Consider the following 17,435-nt stretch of genomic DNA (forward strand, 5'->3'; position numbering starts at 1 on the left):
AGGAGTGTTCACGCGATGGCCTCCTCCGTCCTCCGAGTCCCCTGGTGTTTCCTGTTGCTGGCCCTGACCGGCTGCGAGCCCGCGCTCCCGGAAGACACCACCGCCAGCACCGATGCCGACGTGGCGCTCGGCACGAGCCAGGCGGACATCCGCATCGCCAACTCGCTCACGACGCGGGAGCTGGTGCTCAACGCCCTCGCCGCGAACCACGACGCGAACGCGGCCCTGTCCACCCACTCGCTGGAGTCCCTCTTCGACCCCGACGTGATGGTCCCGGGCGCGGACACCGCGCTCGTCAACAACCAGCTCCGCGACCCCTACGCGCAGCGCTTCATGGCGTACCTGGTGAGCTGCGCGTTGGGCGAGGGCGAGACGCTCGAATACCTCAACCCCTTCCAACCCGCGGGCTCCCAGCGCGGTGAATGGGCCGGCGCCGCGGGCCTTTGTCCGTGGTGGCGCACGCAGGCGCCGGGCGACGCGTGCCTCCGGCGCGTGACGGCGTGCCTCCTGTCGCGCAACAACGGCCTGGGCTACCGCGTGGAGCTGTCCATGCGTGGGGAGATCCATGAGCCCGCCCAGTCCATGGCGGAGCCCTTCTCCCTGGACGCGTGGACGGTGCCGCTGGACCACGTGCCGACCACGACCGCGTCCATCAACAGCGCCGTGCCGTGCGACGAACAGACGGTGGGAGCGGAGCGCAACTGCGGCTGGACGATGCACTCGGTGGGGTGGTGCCCGGCGGGCCAGACCATCTCCGTGGGCGCGGGAGGCCCGGCGGTCTGCCCGTCCGGGACGCCGCTGGGCTCCAGCTCCGAGACGCGCATGATGCTGCGCGTGTGCCGGGGCATCGCCGGCTGCGACAAGACGGACGCGCGGCACGTGGAGTCCAGCCAGGGCTGCTCACCGGAGTCCACGGACCCCTCGTCGTCCTCCGACACGGATCCCTCCGTGACCTTCACCTGCCCCGCGTCGGGTGGGTACTTCACGGTGATGACCGCGCCCTGGGACAGCGCCGCGGAGGGCGCGGCGACCGTGGGCGTCTCGGCCGGGGTGCAGGCCCCCCTCTCCGAGCGCGCCGTGTACCGGGTCCGCGAGGGCGCCTTCTACGGCAACCTCTTCGGCAAGGACGCGCTGCGTGACGACATCAACGTGACGGTGACGTTGGTGACGGGGTCGAAGGACCGCTACACCGTCAACCGCCCGAAGGGCCGCCAGTCGAAGCCCGTCTTCAAGGAGCTCTACTCCTGCTACGACCCGGGCTGGGTGTATGGCCGGGCGTACGCGACCTATCGCGTGTGCGCGCTGCCGGGCACGGAGGAGGACTGCGCGGCCACCGTCACGGGGCCGTGCTGGAGCACCGACCCGAGCGTCCCCTCCCAGTGCAAGACGCAGGACGGTTCGCTGCTCACGGGCGACGGCGACTTCGAGGCGTGCAAGGACACGTCCCACCAGGTCTGGGAGGAGCCCGTCACCGTCTTCCTCAACGGCGCGTGCGACCTGGTGGATGATCAGCATCTCCAGCTGTGCAAGCGCTGGACGGAGCCCGCGCCGCCCCAGGAGACCTCACGGGGCAAGCGCTAGCCCATGGCGGGCAATGGCGAGGAGGCCCTCTACGGCGAGGAGCTGCGGCCCGGCGCGCTCGTGGGGGAGTGGGTCGTGGACCACGTCCAGGTGCACGGCCCCGTGTCCGCGCTGTACCGGGCACGGCACGCGCGCTCCGGCGTGCCCGCCGCGCTGAAGGTGCTGCACCCGCAGGTGGCCGCGGCGGCGGTGGCGCTGCGGCGCTTCCGGCGAGAAGCGGCCACGCTCCAGCGGCTGAGCCACCCGCACATCGTCACGGTGCTGGGCTACGGCGAGCTGTCTGACGGCCGGCCCTTCATCGCCATGGAGTGGCTGGAAGGGCAGGACCTGGCGGCGGAGCTGGCCACGCGAGGCCCCCTGTCCCCGCGCGAGGTGCTGGAGGTGATGGAGCAGGTGGGCGCGGCGCTGCGGGTGGCGCACGCGGCGGGCGTGGTGCACCGCGACCTGAAGGTGCAGAACGTGGTGCGGCTCGCGCCGGGGCGCGGCGGCCCCGCCGTGAAGCTGGTGGACTTCGGCGTGGCGAAGGGGCTGGTGCCGGGCGCGCCGGGCAGCTCGTCGCTCACGCACACCGGCGTGGTGCTGGGCACGCCGCTGTCCATGGCGCCGGAGCAGATCCGCGGCGAGGTGCCCGATGCGCGCACGGACCTGTACGCCGCGGGCGTGCTGCTCTTCCAACTGCTCACCGGCATGCCGCCCTTCCAGGGCACCACGCGCCACGAGGTGGAGCAACTGCACCTGCACGCGCCACCGCCGCGCCCCGGAGAGCACGCGCCGGTGTCCGCCGCGCTGGACGCGGTGGTGCTGCGGTGTCTGAAGAAGGCGCGCGAGGAGCGCCACCCGGACGTGGACGCGCTCCTGGAGGACCTGCGGGGCGCGGTGCTGGGAGGCGCGGCGCCGGTGGAGGTGCCGCGCGCGGTGGGGCTGTACGTGGAGGCACGGCTGACGGGAGAACCGGACGCGGGCTCCATGGAGGACCTGGACTCAAGCCTGGAGCGCGCGAGCACCCTGGCGCGCGAGGCCGGGCTGGAGGTGCGGGTGATGGGCGGCGCGTGCCTGCTCGCCGTGGCCAGCCTCCCGGACGACGTGCGCCGTGAGCGGGAGCTGCGGGCGCGGGTGCTGGACGTGGGGCTCGCGCTGACGGGAGCGAACGCGTCCCCCGCGCGCCTGCACGTCACCGTGCACGTGGACCGGCTGACGTCGCGGGAAGAGGCTCACGGTTGGGCGGAGGCCTCGGGCTCCGCGTGGGACGCGGGCGGCGGGGAAGGGGGGCTGCTCCACCTGCCCGGCTGGGTGCGCGACGCCGGTGAAGACGCCACGCCCATCGTCACCGGCCCGGCGCTGCGGGGCCTGGAGGCGGACTTCGTTACCCATCCGGTGCCTGACGCGCCCGAGCGCTGGTGGCTCTCCTCCCGGCGCCAGGCTCCCGGACCTCCCGGCTGAACCCCTTCAGCTTCCGCGCTCCAACCCGTGCAAGGCACTCAAGGCGGGCTCCGAAGAGCTCAGTCTCCGCTTGGGGAGCCGGGAGCGGAGCCACTCCACGCTGAATGGCCGGTCGAAAGGCCGAAGCAACAGGATGCACGCACCGCACATGATGAGCGCGAAGCTGATCAACCCGTGACAGACCGCGATGGCCGCATGGAAGGCAACGCCCAGCGGCAACAGGACCCGTTGGCTCTGCCTTCCGAGGATCAGCCCCAGCGAGAGACACAACTCCAGAGCCAGAACGGACCAGGTCAGAAGCGCGACGATGGGGTGGCTCAAGACCGGTAGCAGCAGACGGCTCAGCCAGTCTGGCGCGCCAATGCCAGGGTCCAACAGCCAGTAGTAGAGCGCGGTTCCATCCACCCACTCCTGCACCTTGAACTTTCCGACGCAGGCATGGAAGTAGATGACAGCGACCTGCACCCGGATGGCGAGCCAGGAGGCGCGTGCAACGAGCCGCCACGCCTCGTCCTGCCCCTGGCCTGACGGAGCTTCATCCCAGTGCCACCGCCTCCCATCCGTCAGCGTCAAGGGGAGCATCAGCAGTGACAGCACGGCCGCGATCTGATCGCCGCCATCCGTCAGCACCGCGGACCAGAACAGGCTGACCGCCACCCACCAGTGCACCAGGCCGGTGATGCGCGGTCGCCAGCCCGACGCCACGACGAGCAGGAGCAACACCGCGATCCACCGGGCGGCCTCCAGCCAGCCGCCGGGCATCAAGCAGAAGAGGGACGCCCCGCGAATGCCGTCGCAGATGGGGGCCTGGGGGACTCCCACGGCGGGCCGGAAGAGGGTGCTCGAATGGCTGAAGGCGAGGGTTCCACAGGTCCCCAGCGCGATGAGCGTCCGGGCCAGACCCTGGACATTGCTCCAGGGCGGCGGCCCCGACACCCAGGCGCGCGCGCGAGTTCCAAGTCCGGTCAGCATTCGACGTCCAATCTCAGCACCTTCGAGGGCATGACAACGGCCTTCCCGCGATGGGACCGGCTCCAGGCCCAGGGGACGGCGGGTTGAAAGACAATCCCGAGCTGGCCGCAGAAGGTGGGGTTCGGGCTCTCGTTGCGCAGCGTTCGTTCAGAGGGCGCGCGTTCCAAACACTTCAACGGATCTTCCTCGCACGCATGTCGGCCCAACTGTCGGGTGGCCTCTAGCAAAAGGCCCATTTCCACGCCTTGGGCCCGGGCAGCCCGGTCAATGCCAAAGGCGTTCCGAGGCTGGAAGTTGGGCGTCTGGTTTGCCCTGACCCATTGTCCGCCCGGAGTGCGCAGATAGGAGAGGATGCGCTCATCGCGCGGATCCCGGGTGAAGAATGCCCATCCTTCGGGGAGCACCAGCCGGATGTCGAAGCGATCCTCGAAAGGCAGTTGCAGGGGATTGTAGGGTAAGGCCGCGTGCAGGGCGTAGGCCGCCACGCTGGACCCGCCGAACAGCAGTCCCAGGGCGAGCAGGCCCATGCGACGCGTCCTGACGACTTCAGGAACACAGGGAGAAAGAGGAGGCACGGACATGCTCTGGCAGGAGGGCACCGGATGCCCCTCCGTGTTGGACGGAGGGGCATCCGGAGGTCATGGGTTACAGGGCGTCGAAGCTCTTGTTGGCCAACTGGTCCACCCAGGTGTCACGGCGCAGGGCGCTTGCCTGGTTGTCGCCCACCACCGGCGTTACATCGATCTGGGTGACCACGACGAGCAGGACGGCCGCGATGGCCACGGCCACGACGGTCTCCTCGTAGAACCACGTTCCCTTCTCTGCCTGGGCCGCGCTCGCGTTCACGTCACCCGGCAGGCCGGCTTCCTTCCGGAGTTCGGTCGCCGCGGCCTGGGTCCGCTCCTTCGTCTCCGTGAGCAGCCGGTTGATGGTCACGTGATCGCCGCTGCGCAGGTCGCGCCCGAAGCGATCGAAGAACGTGGCGTCCTGCGCGGCGATCTTCGCCATGAGGACGTTGGCCGCCTCCTCGCGCTTCGCGACCTTCTCCGCGTCTCCAAGCCGGGCCTGGATCTCCGGACGCTTCCAGAGTTCGTCGAAGTGTCGCGCTGCCGGGCCCACTCCGAACACCATGCCCCGGAAGAGGTCCTGTCCGGAGGCAGGCTGGCGCTGGACCCGGGTCGATGCGGAGGACGTATCCTCGTCCAACGGGCCACCGCAGCCGGTTCCGAGGGTGGTGAACGTGAAGGTCATGACGGCCATCGCGGCCGAGGTGAACTTCCTCGGGAAGAGAGTCTTCAATCGCTGCTCCTGGATGTGTGGGGAATGCGCGGACGCGGCCTTTTCAGGCGGTTGCGCATGATTCAGGGATAGCAATTTTTTGGTTTGAATTGCAACTGGTGGCGGGGATTCGCGGTCTGGCTCTCTCGGAGTGTCTGTGAATGTCGCGCATGTCAGGGCTGAGCCCTTGCTCTCCATCCGGACAAGGGGGCGAGAGAGTGATTGGCGCTTGTGATTGGGATTCGCCCGCGGCGAGCCCTGCGGCCCGTGAGACAGGTGGGCGGGGTGTCAGCCTCGAGGTGTCTCGTGTTGCGTGTCGTGCAAGGGATTCAGGGCCAGCGCTCCTGGGAGCGCTGGCCGCCGGTGACAGCCCCGGGGATTACACCCCGCTCAGGGCTTGATGCCGTGCCGGCGCAGGAGCCGGTAGAAGTGCACGCGGTCCATGCCGGCGGTGACGGCGGCCTGGGCCACCTTGCCCTGGTGCTTCTCCAGGAGCGCCCGCAGGTATCGCCGCTCGAAGTCGTCCACCACGCGCCGCCGCTGCTCCGCGTACGGCCGCGACAGGTCCAACTCCAGCGGGCTGCCCTCCGGGCGCGAGTCCTCCTCCGCCAGCGGCAGCGCGTCCTCGAACACCAGGCAGCGCTCCAGGTGGTTGCGCAGCTCGCGCACGTTCCCCGGCCACGCCGCGTGCCGCAGGCGTGACAGGAACTCCGGCGTGCGCAGCGCGCCCGTGCGCTCAGGATCCGCGCCCAGCGACTCCAGGATGCCCGACACCAGCATGGGCAGGTCCTCCGGCCGCTGGCGCAGGGACGGCATGGCGAGCCTCAGCACCGCGAGCCGGAAGAACAGGTCGGAGCGGAAGCGGCCCGCGTTCACCTCCGCGCGCAGGTCGCGGTGCGTGGCCGCGATGAGCCGCACATCCACCGGCAGGTACGTGTTGCTGCCCACCCGGCGGATCTCCCGGTTCTCCAGCACGCGCAACAGCTTGGGCTGCAACTCCGGGGGCAATTCGCCAATCTCGTCCAGGAAGACGGTGCCGCCGTCGGCCTCCTCGAAGACGCCCGCGCGCCGGCTCACCGCGCCGGTGAAGGAGCCCTTCTCGTGGCCGAACAGCTCGCTCTCCAGGATGTGCGCGGGGATGGCGCCGCAGTCCACGACGAGGAACGCCGCGTCCTTGCGCCGGCTGGCCTGGTGGATGGCGAGCGCCGCCTGGCTCTTGCCCGTGCCCGTCTCGCCCTCCAGCAGCACCGTGACGTCGCGCGCGGAGGCCCGCTCCATCATCGCGAAGCAGCCGCGCATGGCCACGGACGTGCCCACCAGCGTGCCGAAGCGCGTGAACTCCGACAGGGGCAGCCGGTTGCTCTCCGCGCTGAAGTCGAACCGCAGCACCACGCGGCCCAGCCGCAGCAGGCTGCCGCTGCGCAGGATGCCCTCCACCACCTGCACGCCGTCCACGATGACGCCGTTGAGGCTGTCCAGGTCCTTCACCTGCGGGCCCTTGGGCCCGATCCGCACCTCGCAGTGGAAGCGCGACACGGTGGAGTCCTCCACCGCGAAGTCGTTGAGCGGATGCGAGCCCACCGAACAGGTGTCCGCCGTGGACTCCCACACCATGCCCACGCCCGGGCCCTCCACCACGGACAGGCGGAAGCGGCGCACCGTGGGCAGGTCCCCCGGACGGCGGGCCTGCTCATACGGCAGCGTCACGTGGAGCGCGGCCTCCTGGCCCTCTTCGTCCGGGCGGGCGCCCTTGTCCTTCGACTCCCCGGGGGCCCCGTCGACGCGGGTTCGATCCGACACAGACATGCACTCGAAACTACCACGTCCGGGCCACACGGGGCGGAGCAGGCAGGTGTCCGCCAGGACACAGACGCGCTGCGCGCACGCAAAGCGTCAGCTCAGCGTCACGTCCAGGAACATCATCAGCACGAAGCCCACCATCAGCCCGGCGGTGGCCTCCTTCGCGTACTCCTGGCGGTGGCTCTCGGGGATCATCTCGTCGCTGACGACGTACAGCATGGAGCCGCCCGCGAACGCGAGCGCCCACGGCAGCACGCCCGACGCGAACGACGTGGCGAAGAAGCCCACCAGCGCGGCCACGCCCTCCACCAGCCCCGTGTAGAGCGCCACCAGCACCGCCTGCTTGCGGCTGTACGCCACGCCCATCAGCGCCAGCGCGACGACGAAGCCCTCCGGGATGTCCTGCAGCCCGATGCCCACGAGGATGGGCGCGGCGATGGCCATGGAGCGGCTGCCCACGCCGGTGCCCACCGCCAGGCCCTCCGGGAAGTTGTGCAGCGCGATGGCCAGCACGAACAGCCAGATGCGCTTGAGGTTCGCCGCCTGCGCGTTGCCCTCCTGGCCCTTGATGAAGTGCTCGTGCGGGATGAAGCGGTTGCACAGGTGCAGGAACAGGCCCCCCACCAGCATGCTGCCGCCCACCACCAGCGCGGGGAAGAAGCGCGACGTGGAGCGCTCCTCCGCCAGATGGATGGCGGGCACGACGAGCGAGAAGGCCGTGGCCGCGAGCATCACGCCCGCGCTGAAGCCCATCAGCACGTCCTTGGTGCGCTGGGAGATGCCGCCCATGGCCAGGGCGGGCACCGCGCCCAGGCTGGTGGAGAGGACGGTGACGGCGCTGCCAACGAGCGCCAATGCGAGGGTGGACGAGCCGAAACCGCTGTCGGACATGGCCCCCCCAACCTGTCGCACTCCCCGCCGCCCGGCCACCTTTTCAGCGGGGCCGGGCGCGAACGTGTCCGTGGGGACGCACTCAGGGGGACAGGCGCTGCTTTTCCCGCAGGATGAGGTGCCACTCCTGGAGGTTCTTCTGGAGCGCGGACAGCCACGCGTCGATCTCCGGATCCAGACGCTTGTCCACGCCGCGCAGGGACTCCAGGACCGGGCGGGACCCGGCCTGCCCCAGCCTCGCGATGCCCTCCAGCGAGGCCTTGCGCACCGCCAGGTCGCTGTCACCGCGGTACAGCGAGGTGAGCGAGCGGCGCGCGCCCGCGGACTCGGAGCCCGGCACGCCGCCCAGCGCCTTCGCCGCCGCCGCGCGCAGGCCCGCGTCCTCCGAGCGCAGCTGCCCGGTGAGCTCGCGCACCACCTCCGGGCTCGCGGCCTCCATGGAGACCTCGCCCAACAGGCGCGACGCCACCGCCGGGTCGCCCGATGCCGCGGCGACCTTCACCGCCGCTTCCGCCAGCTCCGGGTTGTGGCCGAAGTAGATGCCGGCGCTCTCCGTCACCAGGTTCTCCACCACCGCCCGGCGCACCTCCGGCGCGCTGTCACGCACGAGCTGCTCGTAGGTGACGACGTCGCCGTTCTTCGCCATGAACTCCACGGACGGTGAGCCCTGGAGCGCGCGCACGGCGGCGGCGCGCAGGCCGGGGTCCGCGTCCTGGCTCGCGCGGGAGAGCAGCGGCTGGAGCAGCTCCGGCTTCTGCGCGTTGCTCGCCTTGGTGGCCAGCGCCGCGCCCACGGCCTCCAGCACGGCGGGGTCGCGCTCCTCGCTCACCGCGCGGCCCAGGGTCTCCGGCGGCATCGCGAGGGCGGCCTCCTTCAGGCGCAGCCGCGCGTACTTCCGGTACGCGGGCGAGCCCGTCTTCATGGCCACGCGCACCTCGTCCAGCATGCCCTCCACCGTGCAGGCCGTCTTGGTGGGGACCGGGGGCGGCGTGGCCTGCGCCAGGGCCAGGCCGGGCAGCAGCGACAGCCAAAGCATTCGCGAACCCATCAGTGCGGCGCTCCTTCCTCGACCACGCAGTCGTGGTGTTCCTTCTTGCCCAGCCAGATGCGCGCGAAGTCCGTCGTGCCGGTGGCGTACAGCGCCTTGAAGTCCAGGTAGTCCTGCCGCAGGCGCGGGTCCTTGCGCGCGAACTCCTCCACCAGGGGCAGGGCGTCCGCGCCGGCCGCGCGCACCGCGAAGCGCAGGAAGGCCCAGCGCACGCACAGGTCCTGTTCGCCGTCGAAGGCGGCGCGGTACGCGGCCAGGGCCTTCTGGGGGTCTTCCGTGACGGCGAGCCGGAAGGCGGCCATCTCCCGCACGTCGCGCTCCTTGTCGGTGCGCATCACCTTCGCCAGCGCGTCGATGGAGTCCGGGTCGAGCAGCGGGTCGGAGTACGACGGCATCTCCAGCGCGAGCAGCCGCACGGCCGTGTCGTCCGACGTGGTGCCGATGTCCAGCAGGTCCTTCCAGTACGGCGCATACGTGCCCGTGCGCTGGTAGTCCTCCTTCATCACCCGGCCCAGCGTGCGCGTGGCCACCCACGCGGCGGAGTCCGCGGACTCATCCAGCGCGATGGCCTTGATCCGGCCGCGCGTCTCCGGCGTGAAATGGTGCTGCGTCTCCAGCGCGTCCAGGATGGCCGCGCGGTCCTGCGTGAACAGCGACTTGTTCTCCGCCACCGCCAACAGCTTCTCCGTCACGCGGGGATGGCGCACGGCGGGCGCGGCCTTGAGGGCCTCCAGGTAGATGGACGGCTCCGGGGGCGCGGCGTTCACCGCCCACGCCACCAGTTGCAGCGCGCGGTCCGGGTCGTTGCCCACCAGCTCCGTCAGGCGCTCCTGGAGGTAGGCCACCAGCGCGGTGTCGCGCGCCCGGATGGCGGTGGCCACGGCGGCGTGCAGCGACTCCAGCGTCGCGGACCTGTCCAGCGCGGCCAGCCCGTCCCAGCAGCCGGGCATGGGGATCTCCTCGCGCGCTCCGGCATGCGCGGCCGGTGGCGGTGCGACTGCGTTTCCGGCGCTGACCGAAGGGGCGGGGGGCGTCGCCGCGACAGGCGGCGGGGGACCGGCGTCATCGGCCCTGTCCGCGCCCCGCCACCACACGACGCCCAGGGCGACGAGGAGGACGAGGCCGGCGAGCGCGACCTTGAAGAGGGGACGGGAGGTCATGTCGAAGGGGGCTCACACGGTGAGGAATGGAGGGGCGCACGCGCGCCGGAAACAGCCGGGCGGGGCACACGCGGCCCCCGCCCGGAAGACACACGGGCTACAGTGTGGGAACGCCCAGCCGGTTGTTGCAGTACGCGTTGGTGCCGCACGTGGTGCCGACGCTGGTGTACCAGGCCGACTTGCGCGTGCCGTACTGGCGGTTGTCCGCGTGCACGTGCGGGCCGGTGGCGTTGCCCGTGCCGCCCACGAGCCCCAGCGCGCAGCGGTCGCACGTCTTCGTGCCGGAGCTGACGTTGGCGTAGAAGTGCAGCTGGCGGAAGTCCCAGCCGCTCCCGCCGGACACCACGTAGTAGTTGCCCGCGCCGCCGTTGCAGGTGGAGCCGTAGCAGGCCGCCGCGCAGCCGCCGTAGTAGTAATAGTAGTAGTTGCCCACCAGCATGCCGCGGTGGTTCCACTCGCCGCAGGTGCCGTTCCCGATATCCAGCGCCGTGTGGCTGCTCCCGGTGCAGCTGTAATAGGTGGTCGAGTTCACGTAGGCCGCCGTGTCGCAGATGGGGCCGTTCGCCGTGGCCGCCACTCCCGGACTGGCCCACGCCGCGGCGGCCAGTGCCACCCCGGCGGACAGCAACGTCTTCAGCTTCATGCGGTGCTCCCTCCCGTCATCCGTCCTCCGTTCCCCGACGAATGGGGAGGAGGCGGTGAAGCCGTAATACACGAAAAACTGGAAATCGTCTCGGGGATTGGGAATTGAGAAACACAACGATTCCAAGGGCTTCCGTGCCGCGCCGTGTCGTTTCGCGGTGGGTGCCGCAACTGGCGGCAAACGTTCACGACAATCTGGAATGTCGGCGTTCGGCCGACCCTGGCGACCCGCCGCCGGGACCCTCCGGCCAGGTGTCTCCGTCACCTGGGAGAAGCGACATGACCACGATTGGCAAGCCCGGCTCGCGCACGACGTCCCCTGTCAGCACCCCGCAGCCGAAGACGCTCGCGACGCCCGCGAAGCCCAACGCGGTGAAGGCCGCCGTCACGCAGCGGATGTCGGACGGCTTCGACGCGGGGCCCCGCGCGGGCTCGCGGCCCCCGCTGACGGAGGTGCGCACCACCGAGACGGCGGTGAAGAAGGACAAGTCCGGCGGCGGCTTCCTGGGCGGCATCGCGTCGAGCCTCGGTTCGGCGCTCGACTCGATTGGCAAGGGCGTGCAGAAGGCGCTCGCGCCGCAGGTGAGCACGAACGCGGATGGGCGCACGGTGGTGGACCTGGGCGCGGGCAACAACACCGCGAAGGTGACGCAGAACAAGAACGGCGGGCTCACCATCACGTCCGGCAGCGACACGGTGAACCTGACCGCCGAGCAGGCCCAGGGCGTCATCATCAACGGCGGCGCGGGCAACGACTCCATCACCGTGGACAAGAGCGTCACCCAGGACATCACCCTGGATGGCGGTGAGGGCGACGACAAGCTCACCGGCGGCGCGGGCAACGACACGCTCATCGGCGGCGCGGGCAACGACACCGTCATTGGCGGCGAGGGCAACGACACGCTGAAGGGCCTGGACGGCGACGACTACCTGGAGGGCGGCGCGGGCGACGACCGCATCATGGGCGGCGAGGGCCGGGACGTGATGTACGGCCTGGACGGCAACGACACGCTGTCGGGCGGCGCGGGCCGGGACTACATCGACGCGGGCGCGGGCAACGACCGGGCCTTTGGCGGCGAGGGCGACGATCAGGTCATTGGCGGGCGCGGCGATGACACGCTGTCGGGCGGCGCGGGCAATGACGCGGTGGCGGGTGGCGAGGGCAAGGACACGGTCCGGGGCGGCAAGGGCACGGACAAGCTCTACGTCGAGGAGAACGAGGCCACCTGCGACGCGGCCGAGGGCGAGCGCGAAATCGTCGACATGACGGACGCGGACCAGCGCGGCTCCTCCGTCTCCGTGACGGGCAGCGCGGAGTTCCAGGCGCGCGTGCAGTCGGACCTGGACGCGATGCGCTCGCTGCCTTCGGGCCAGGAGCTGCTGGGCACGCTGGACGCCAGCGGCAAGAAGACGGTCATCCGCGAGACGTCCAGCGGCAACAGCGCGGGCGGGACGAACTTCAACGACGGCTTCATGAACGCGGACGGCACGCCGGGCAAGGGCACGGACGCGCAGGTGAACTACAACACCACGCGCATCTCGCTGGGCAGCGAGGAGTGGATGAACCGCCCGCCGGTGGTGGGCCTGTTCCACGAGCTGGTGCACGCGTCGGACATGAACAACGGCACGCTGGCCCTGGGCTCCAAGAACGGCACGCGCAACCTGGAGACCTCCGCGGTGGGCCTGCCCATCGACCTGGACCAGGACCCGTCCACGCCGGACGTGGTGCAGGGCGGCCGTCCCGGAGAGAACGTCCTGCGCGACGACCTGAACCTGCCGACCCGCCCGCGCTACTAGGATGCGGGGGATGAAGACCTTCCGCCGCGCTGGTGCCATCATGGCGCTGGCGATATTCGTGGGCTGCGCGCGGGCGCCGGAGCGGCCCGCGCCCCCAGCGGACCCCGGAGGACAGCGCGTGGCCCAGGCGGACGTGGAGCTGAAGGTGGAGTCGGTGGCGCGCGAGGCGGACTCGCTCGCCGTCACCTACGCGGTGCACAACCGCACCCAGAAGGCCGTGCTGCTCACGGACGGCCTGTGGGACGTGGGCTTCAGCGGCCACCTCACGCTGGCTCCCGAGCGGGCCTACGTGGACCTGTCCGGCGGCAAGGTCGTGCTGTCGCGGATGTTGCTGCCGGTGCCGGAGGATCTGGCGGTGGAGGCGCCGGAGGTGCCCGCGGTCAGCCGCGTGGAGCCGGGCGCCACGGCGAGCCGCCGCGCGGTGGTGCCGCTGCCCCTGCGCACCGCGCTGCCGTACCCCACGGGCCCGGAGGAGACGCGCGAGCTGTCCGACGTGCGCGAGGTGTCCCTGCGCGTGGGCTACCTGCCAGACGCGGAGGCCATCCCGCTGAGCCAGGGGAAGGACTCACAGGGCACGCCCATCCAGACGCCCCATTACGGGCCGGCGGTGACGGCGCAGCGGGTGCTGGACAGCGGACCGCTGCCGGTGACGGACGCGAAGTAGGGAGCCCGGGTCCTGGCGTTGGATGAAGAGAGCGATGATGGCACCGGGCCCGTCATCGTCACCGAGGACGCGCAGGGACGCCGCTCGCTGCGCTTTGGCGACGGGGGGGCGCGCCAGAGCGTGGTCTGGCCCGGCGAACCGCTGCGGCTGGAGCTGCCGTACACCCGCATGGCGATGGTGGCGCTGGCGTTCGTGCCCCGGCCGGAGAACATCCTCGCCATCGGGTTGGGGGGCGGCTCCATCCCCATGTTCCTGCGCGCGGTGCTGCCGGACACGCACATCGACGTGGTGGAGCTGGACGCGGCGGTGGTGGACGCCGCGAAGGAGTACTGCGGCTTCCAGGAGGACGCGCTCCTGCGCGCGCACGTGGCGGACGGGCGGGCCTTCATCGAAGCGGACGGGCCGCCCTATGACGTCATCATCCTGGATGCGTACGGGGCGGATCAGATTCCGGGGCACCTGGCCACGCGCGAGTTCCTGGGCGCGGTGCGCGCGCGGCTGACGCGGGGCGGGGTGGTGGTGAGCAACGTCTGGGAGTCCGCGGGCAACCCGCACTACGACGCGATGGTGCGCACCTACCAGGTGAGCTTCCACGGCCTGTCCATCTTCGAGGTGCCCACCACCACCAACCGCATCCTGGTGGGGTTGGAGGGGCCGCGGCGGCTGACGCGCGAGGCGCTGGTGGAGCAGGCCCGCCGGGTGGAGCGGGAGCGGAAGCTGCCGTTCCGGTTGAGCACGCTGGTGGCGCAGCGCTACCGGCCCCTGACGCGGAGGCTGGGGCGGGGGCGGGTGCTGACGGACGCGGGGCTGGGGCCCGGCGGCCTCATCCCGGAGGAGTGAGGCCGCTCTGCTGGCCAGTGAGCACGGCCCCGCCCGGCCGCGGCTGAATCAGGGGGCGGCGCTGCTAATCTTGAAGGCTCGGTACGTCAGCATCCCTGCGGGAGACGTGATGAACGGCGCGAACGACGGACGACCCGGCCAGCCCTCTGCTTCCTCCGAGGCCGAGGCGTCGTTGGCGGACGGCGAGTCCGATGCCGCGGGCCTGGAGGCCCGTCCGAAGCAGAAGCCCATCTACGTGTTGGAGGGCAACACGTTGAGGACGCGGCTGACGCGCGAGCTGGGCATCCACTATCCCTTCGCCGGGGCGGGCATGGCGTTCGTGTCCCTGCCGCCGTTGGTGGTGGCGGTGTCGGAGGCGGGCGGCCTGGGAATGCTGGGCACGGCGCCGGAGCCGCCGGGCGTGCTGGAGGCGCGGCTGAAGGCCATCCAGGCGGGCACGCAGCGCCCCTACGGCGTGGACTTCATCGTGGACAAGCTGGAGCCGCACGGCTTCACGACGCGCGACCACGTGGACACATGCATCGCGGCGAAGGTGCCGGTGGTGGTGTTCCACTGGACGATGCCGCCGCGCGAGTGGATTCAGGCGCTGCAGGCGGCGGGGACGCGGGTCTGGGTGCAGGCAGGCACGGTGGAGCTGGCGAGGCAGGCATTGGACGCCGGAGCGCAGGGGCTCATCGCCCAGGGGCGGCAGGCGGGCGGGCGCAACCTGGGCAGCACGCCGACGTTGGTGTTGCTGAAGGAGTTCCGGAAGCTGACGGACGCGGTGCCGGTGCTGGCGGCGGGAGGCATCGCGGACGGGTTCAGCGCCGCACGTGCAATGCATCAGGGCGCGGACGGCGTCTGGGTGGGCACGCGGCTGGTGGCGTCGGTGGAGGCGTACGCGCATCCGCTCTACAAGCAGCGGCTGGTGGACGGGGACGCGGGTGACACGGCGTTGACGACGCTGTTCGGGCCGGAGTGGCCGGGCAAGCGCATGCGGGTGATCCGCAACCGCGTGGTGCGCGAGTGGGCGGGACGCGAGTCGAGCGTGCCGGCGACAACGGAGTCAGAGGCCATCGGGACGACGCGGCTGTTCCCGGGCGTGCTGGACGTGCAGTACGTGATGCCGAAGTTCAGCTCGTTCCTGCCCACGCCGGACACCCAGGGAGACCTGGAGGAGATGAGCCTCCCAGCGGGAGGCGCGAGCATGGCGCGCATCGACACCGTGCAGCCCGCCGGGCAGATTGTCGTGGAGATGATGGAGCGGGCCCGGCGGCTGTTGGAGTCGCCAGAGGGGCTGGATGAGGCGGACGAGGAGGACCGGGGTTAGCGCTTTTCGAGGCCGCGCTTCAGCCTATCAATCGAGTCTTCAATAATGATCAGCGGGGGAAGCGCGCCGTCAGCCTCTCCTGCCACGCATCCAGCGCCTGATTCACCTCCATGCGCTCCGTAGCGGTCGTGGCGTTCGCCGCGGACTTGTAGATGTCCACCACCTGCTTCGTGAGGTCCGGCGCCACGTCCTGGCCCTTCGTGCGTTTGCGCAGCTCCGCGACCAGCTTGTCCAACCGCTGGGCCAATCGCTGCTCGGACACGTTGGTCCGGGGCAGGGTGGGCAGCGCGGGCAGCACGAGCGGTGGAGTCTTGGGCATCTCCGGGACGACGACCACGGGCGGGGCGTCATGCAGCGCGATGCGCTGGGTCAGCTCCTTCTCGATGCCATCCAGCGCCACGTGGATCCGCGTGCGCTCGGAATCCTTCGTCGCGTCCGCGGCGGCCCGGTACTGGTGGATCAGCTTGCCGCGCAGCTCTCCCTCCGCGTCCACGTCCTTCGCTCGCGCCCGCTGTTGCTTAAACAAGCCGAACAGCCGCCGCGCCAGCTTCTTCTCCGACGCCGTCGTGAGCGGCAGCGGAGGCAGTCCTGTCTTCACCTCCGTCTCCGACGCCTCTTCTTCCGTTGCCTCCGGCTCGGGCTCGGGCTCGGCTTGCACGACCGGAGCAGGAGGAGCGGGTGGCACCACCGGCTCTGGCGCCTTCACCACGGGCGGGGCCGGAGTGGGTAGACGCTGCTCCACCTTGGGCGGCGCCTCCGCGGGCCGCGTCACCCACCAGAGCCCCGTGCCCAGCAGCGCCACCCCCGCGACCGCCGCCACCGCGAGCGGCACCACCTTCCGGCGATCCGCGAGCATCACCGCGAGCCCCGGCGGCCGGGGCGCCGTTGGTGCCGTGGGCTCCTCCCGCTTCGGCTCCACGGCCACGGACGGGCCCAGCGCGCCCGGAGGCTGCTCCAGGGACAGGGCCTTCAACCTTTGCCGCACCTCCTCCGCGGAGGCGGGCCGCTTCGCCGGATCCTTCTCCAGCAACTGGAGCACCAGCGCGTCGAGCTCCGGCGGCAGACCCTCCACCTTCGACGAGGGTGGCTGCGGTGCCTGTTCGATGTGCGCGAACAGCACCTGCACGTTGTCGCCCTGGAACGGCCTCGCGCCCGTGAGCATCTGGAACGCCATCACGCCCAGCGCGTACAGGTCCGTGGCCGGGCCCACCGTGCCGCCGCGGATCTGCTCGGGCGCCATGAAGTCCGGCGTCCCCAACACGGAGCCGTCCGCGTTCGTCAGTCCCTCTTGCGACTGCAGCACCTTGGCGATGCCGAAGTCGACCAGCTTGAGCATGGGCGCCGCGTCTGGCCGCTCCGCCATGAACACGTTCGCCGGCTTCAGGTCCCGGTGCACCACCCCCGCCCGGTGCGCGGCCCCCAGCGGCGAGAGGATCTGATCCAACATCCAGACCGCTGTCCCCACGTCCAACCGGCCCCGCGCGCGCAGCACGGCCGCGAGCGACTGGCCCTGGAGCAGCTCCATCACCACGTACGGCCGCCCGTCCGGCAACGACCCGAAGTTGAAGATGTCCAGGATGCCCGGGTGACGGATGGCGTTGACCGACCGCGCCTCCACCAGCAACCGCTGCGCCTGCTCCGGCGACATCAACTCCGCGCGCAACACCTTGATGGCGGCTTGCTTGCCAATGATGGGGTGCTCCGCCCGGTAGACGACCCCCATCCCACCCGCGCCAATGCGCTCCTGGATGACGAACTCACCCAGCTGCGCCCCCAGCAGCGGATCCACCTTCGGCGCCGTGGATGCCATTGCCACCGGCACCTCACGCTCCGTCACCGACCGGTGTGCCCCCGTCTCCGGAATTCTTCGCGTCTTCATGGAAAGCCCGTTTACGGTGACAGTACCGTGATCCAGGGGACGCCGTCGCGTGCCCTGAAGGCTTGCCGGTTGTTCGCTCGTCCGCCAGTCGACGCGGGATTGCCTGTACTTCCAGTGGGGCGGTCGTTTTCCTC

General features: G+C 70.9%; 15 protein-coding genes. 6 read left to right on the forward strand and 9 right to left on the reverse strand.

Features of this window, described 5'->3' with window-relative positions; translation table 11 throughout:
• The first annotated feature begins 15 nt into the window (after positions 1 to 15).
• Positions 16 to 1,581, forward strand: a complete 1,566-nt coding sequence (locus JYJ93_RS14205) for a hypothetical protein (RefSeq protein ID WP_206791143.1) — start codon at positions 16 to 18, stop codon at positions 1,579 to 1,581.
• A gap of 3 nt (positions 1,582 to 1,584) precedes the next feature.
• Positions 1,585 to 3,021, forward strand: a complete 1,437-nt coding sequence (locus tag JYJ93_RS14210; RefSeq protein WP_206791144.1) for a serine/threonine-protein kinase — start codon at positions 1,585 to 1,587, stop codon at positions 3,019 to 3,021.
• A 6-nt stretch (positions 3,022 to 3,027) separates the two neighbouring features.
• Here JYJ93_RS14210 and JYJ93_RS14215 read toward each other — a convergent pair whose 3' ends face one another.
• The 8 genes from JYJ93_RS14215 to JYJ93_RS14250 all read right to left on the reverse strand — a co-directional run bounded on the left by JYJ93_RS14215 (position 3,028) and on the right by JYJ93_RS14250 (position 10,813).
• On the reverse strand, positions 3,028 to 3,993 hold the full coding sequence (locus JYJ93_RS14215) for a sporulation-delaying protein SdpB family protein (protein ID WP_206791149.1): 966 nt from the start codon (positions 3,991 to 3,993) through the stop codon (positions 3,028 to 3,030).
• On the reverse strand, positions 3,987 to 4,520 hold the full coding sequence (locus JYJ93_RS14220; protein WP_242543805.1) for an SdpA family antimicrobial peptide system protein: 534 nt from the start codon (positions 4,518 to 4,520) through the stop codon (positions 3,987 to 3,989). Before JYJ93_RS14220 ends, JYJ93_RS14215 begins: the two co-directional genes overlap by 7 nt.
• 118 nt (positions 4,521 to 4,638) lie before the next feature.
• A complete protein-coding gene (locus tag JYJ93_RS14225; protein WP_242543806.1) occupies positions 4,639 to 5,292 on the reverse strand; it encodes a sporulation delaying protein family toxin in 654 nt (217 codons plus the stop codon).
• A gap of 369 nt (positions 5,293 to 5,661) precedes the next feature.
• A complete protein-coding gene (locus JYJ93_RS14230; protein ID WP_242543807.1) occupies positions 5,662 to 7,077 on the reverse strand; it encodes a sigma 54-interacting transcriptional regulator in 1,416 nt (471 codons plus the stop codon).
• A gap of 87 nt (positions 7,078 to 7,164) precedes the next feature.
• Positions 7,165 to 7,962, reverse strand: a complete 798-nt coding sequence (locus JYJ93_RS14235) for a ZIP family metal transporter (protein WP_206791161.1) — start codon at positions 7,960 to 7,962, stop codon at positions 7,165 to 7,167.
• Positions 7,963 to 8,044: 82 nt separating this feature from the next.
• Positions 8,045 to 9,010, reverse strand: coding sequence for a HEAT repeat domain-containing protein (locus JYJ93_RS14240; protein WP_206791170.1), 966 nt, complete (start codon positions 9,008 to 9,010; stop codon positions 8,045 to 8,047).
• Entirely contained in the window at positions 9,010 to 10,170 is a 1,161-nt protein-coding gene (locus JYJ93_RS14245) for a HEAT repeat domain-containing protein (RefSeq protein WP_206791172.1), read from the reverse strand. The genes JYJ93_RS14240 and JYJ93_RS14245 overlap by 1 nt, the downstream gene beginning before the upstream one ends.
• Before the next feature lie 97 nt (positions 10,171 to 10,267).
• On the reverse strand, positions 10,268 to 10,813 hold the full coding sequence (locus tag JYJ93_RS14250) for a peptidase M23 (protein WP_206791174.1): 546 nt from the start codon (positions 10,811 to 10,813) through the stop codon (positions 10,268 to 10,270).
• Positions 10,814 to 11,091: 278 nt separating this feature from the next.
• Between JYJ93_RS14250 and JYJ93_RS14255 the strand changes: the two genes are divergently transcribed.
• The 4 genes from JYJ93_RS14255 to JYJ93_RS14270 all read left to right on the forward strand — a co-directional run bounded on the left by JYJ93_RS14255 (position 11,092) and on the right by JYJ93_RS14270 (position 15,422).
• Positions 11,092 to 12,609, forward strand: coding sequence for a M91 family zinc metallopeptidase (locus JYJ93_RS14255; protein ID WP_206791176.1), 1,518 nt, complete (start codon positions 11,092 to 11,094; stop codon positions 12,607 to 12,609).
• Positions 12,610 to 12,619: 10 nt separating this feature from the next.
• Positions 12,620 to 13,273 carry a hypothetical protein gene (locus tag JYJ93_RS14260; RefSeq protein ID WP_206791178.1) on the forward strand — a complete coding sequence of 218 codons (654 nt, stop codon included), beginning with the start codon at positions 12,620 to 12,622 and terminating at the stop codon, positions 13,271 to 13,273.
• Between the two features lie 18 nt (positions 13,274 to 13,291).
• On the forward strand, positions 13,292 to 14,113 hold the full coding sequence (locus JYJ93_RS14265; protein WP_206791194.1) for a fused MFS/spermidine synthase: 822 nt from the start codon (positions 13,292 to 13,294) through the stop codon (positions 14,111 to 14,113).
• 109 nt (positions 14,114 to 14,222) lie between these two features.
• A complete protein-coding gene (locus JYJ93_RS14270) occupies positions 14,223 to 15,422 on the forward strand; it encodes a nitronate monooxygenase (RefSeq protein WP_206791196.1) in 1,200 nt (399 codons plus the stop codon).
• A 49-nt stretch (positions 15,423 to 15,471) separates the two neighbouring features.
• Here JYJ93_RS14270 and JYJ93_RS14275 read toward each other — a convergent pair whose 3' ends face one another.
• Positions 15,472 to 17,301, reverse strand: coding sequence for a serine/threonine-protein kinase (locus tag JYJ93_RS14275; RefSeq protein ID WP_206791198.1), 1,830 nt, complete (start codon positions 17,299 to 17,301; stop codon positions 15,472 to 15,474).
• Positions 17,302 to 17,435 lie beyond the last annotated feature (134 nt).

It is taken from the genome of Corallococcus sp. NCSPR001, from assembly GCF_017309135.1.
Classification (GTDB): Bacteria; Myxococcota; Myxococcia; order Myxococcales; family Myxococcaceae; genus Corallococcus.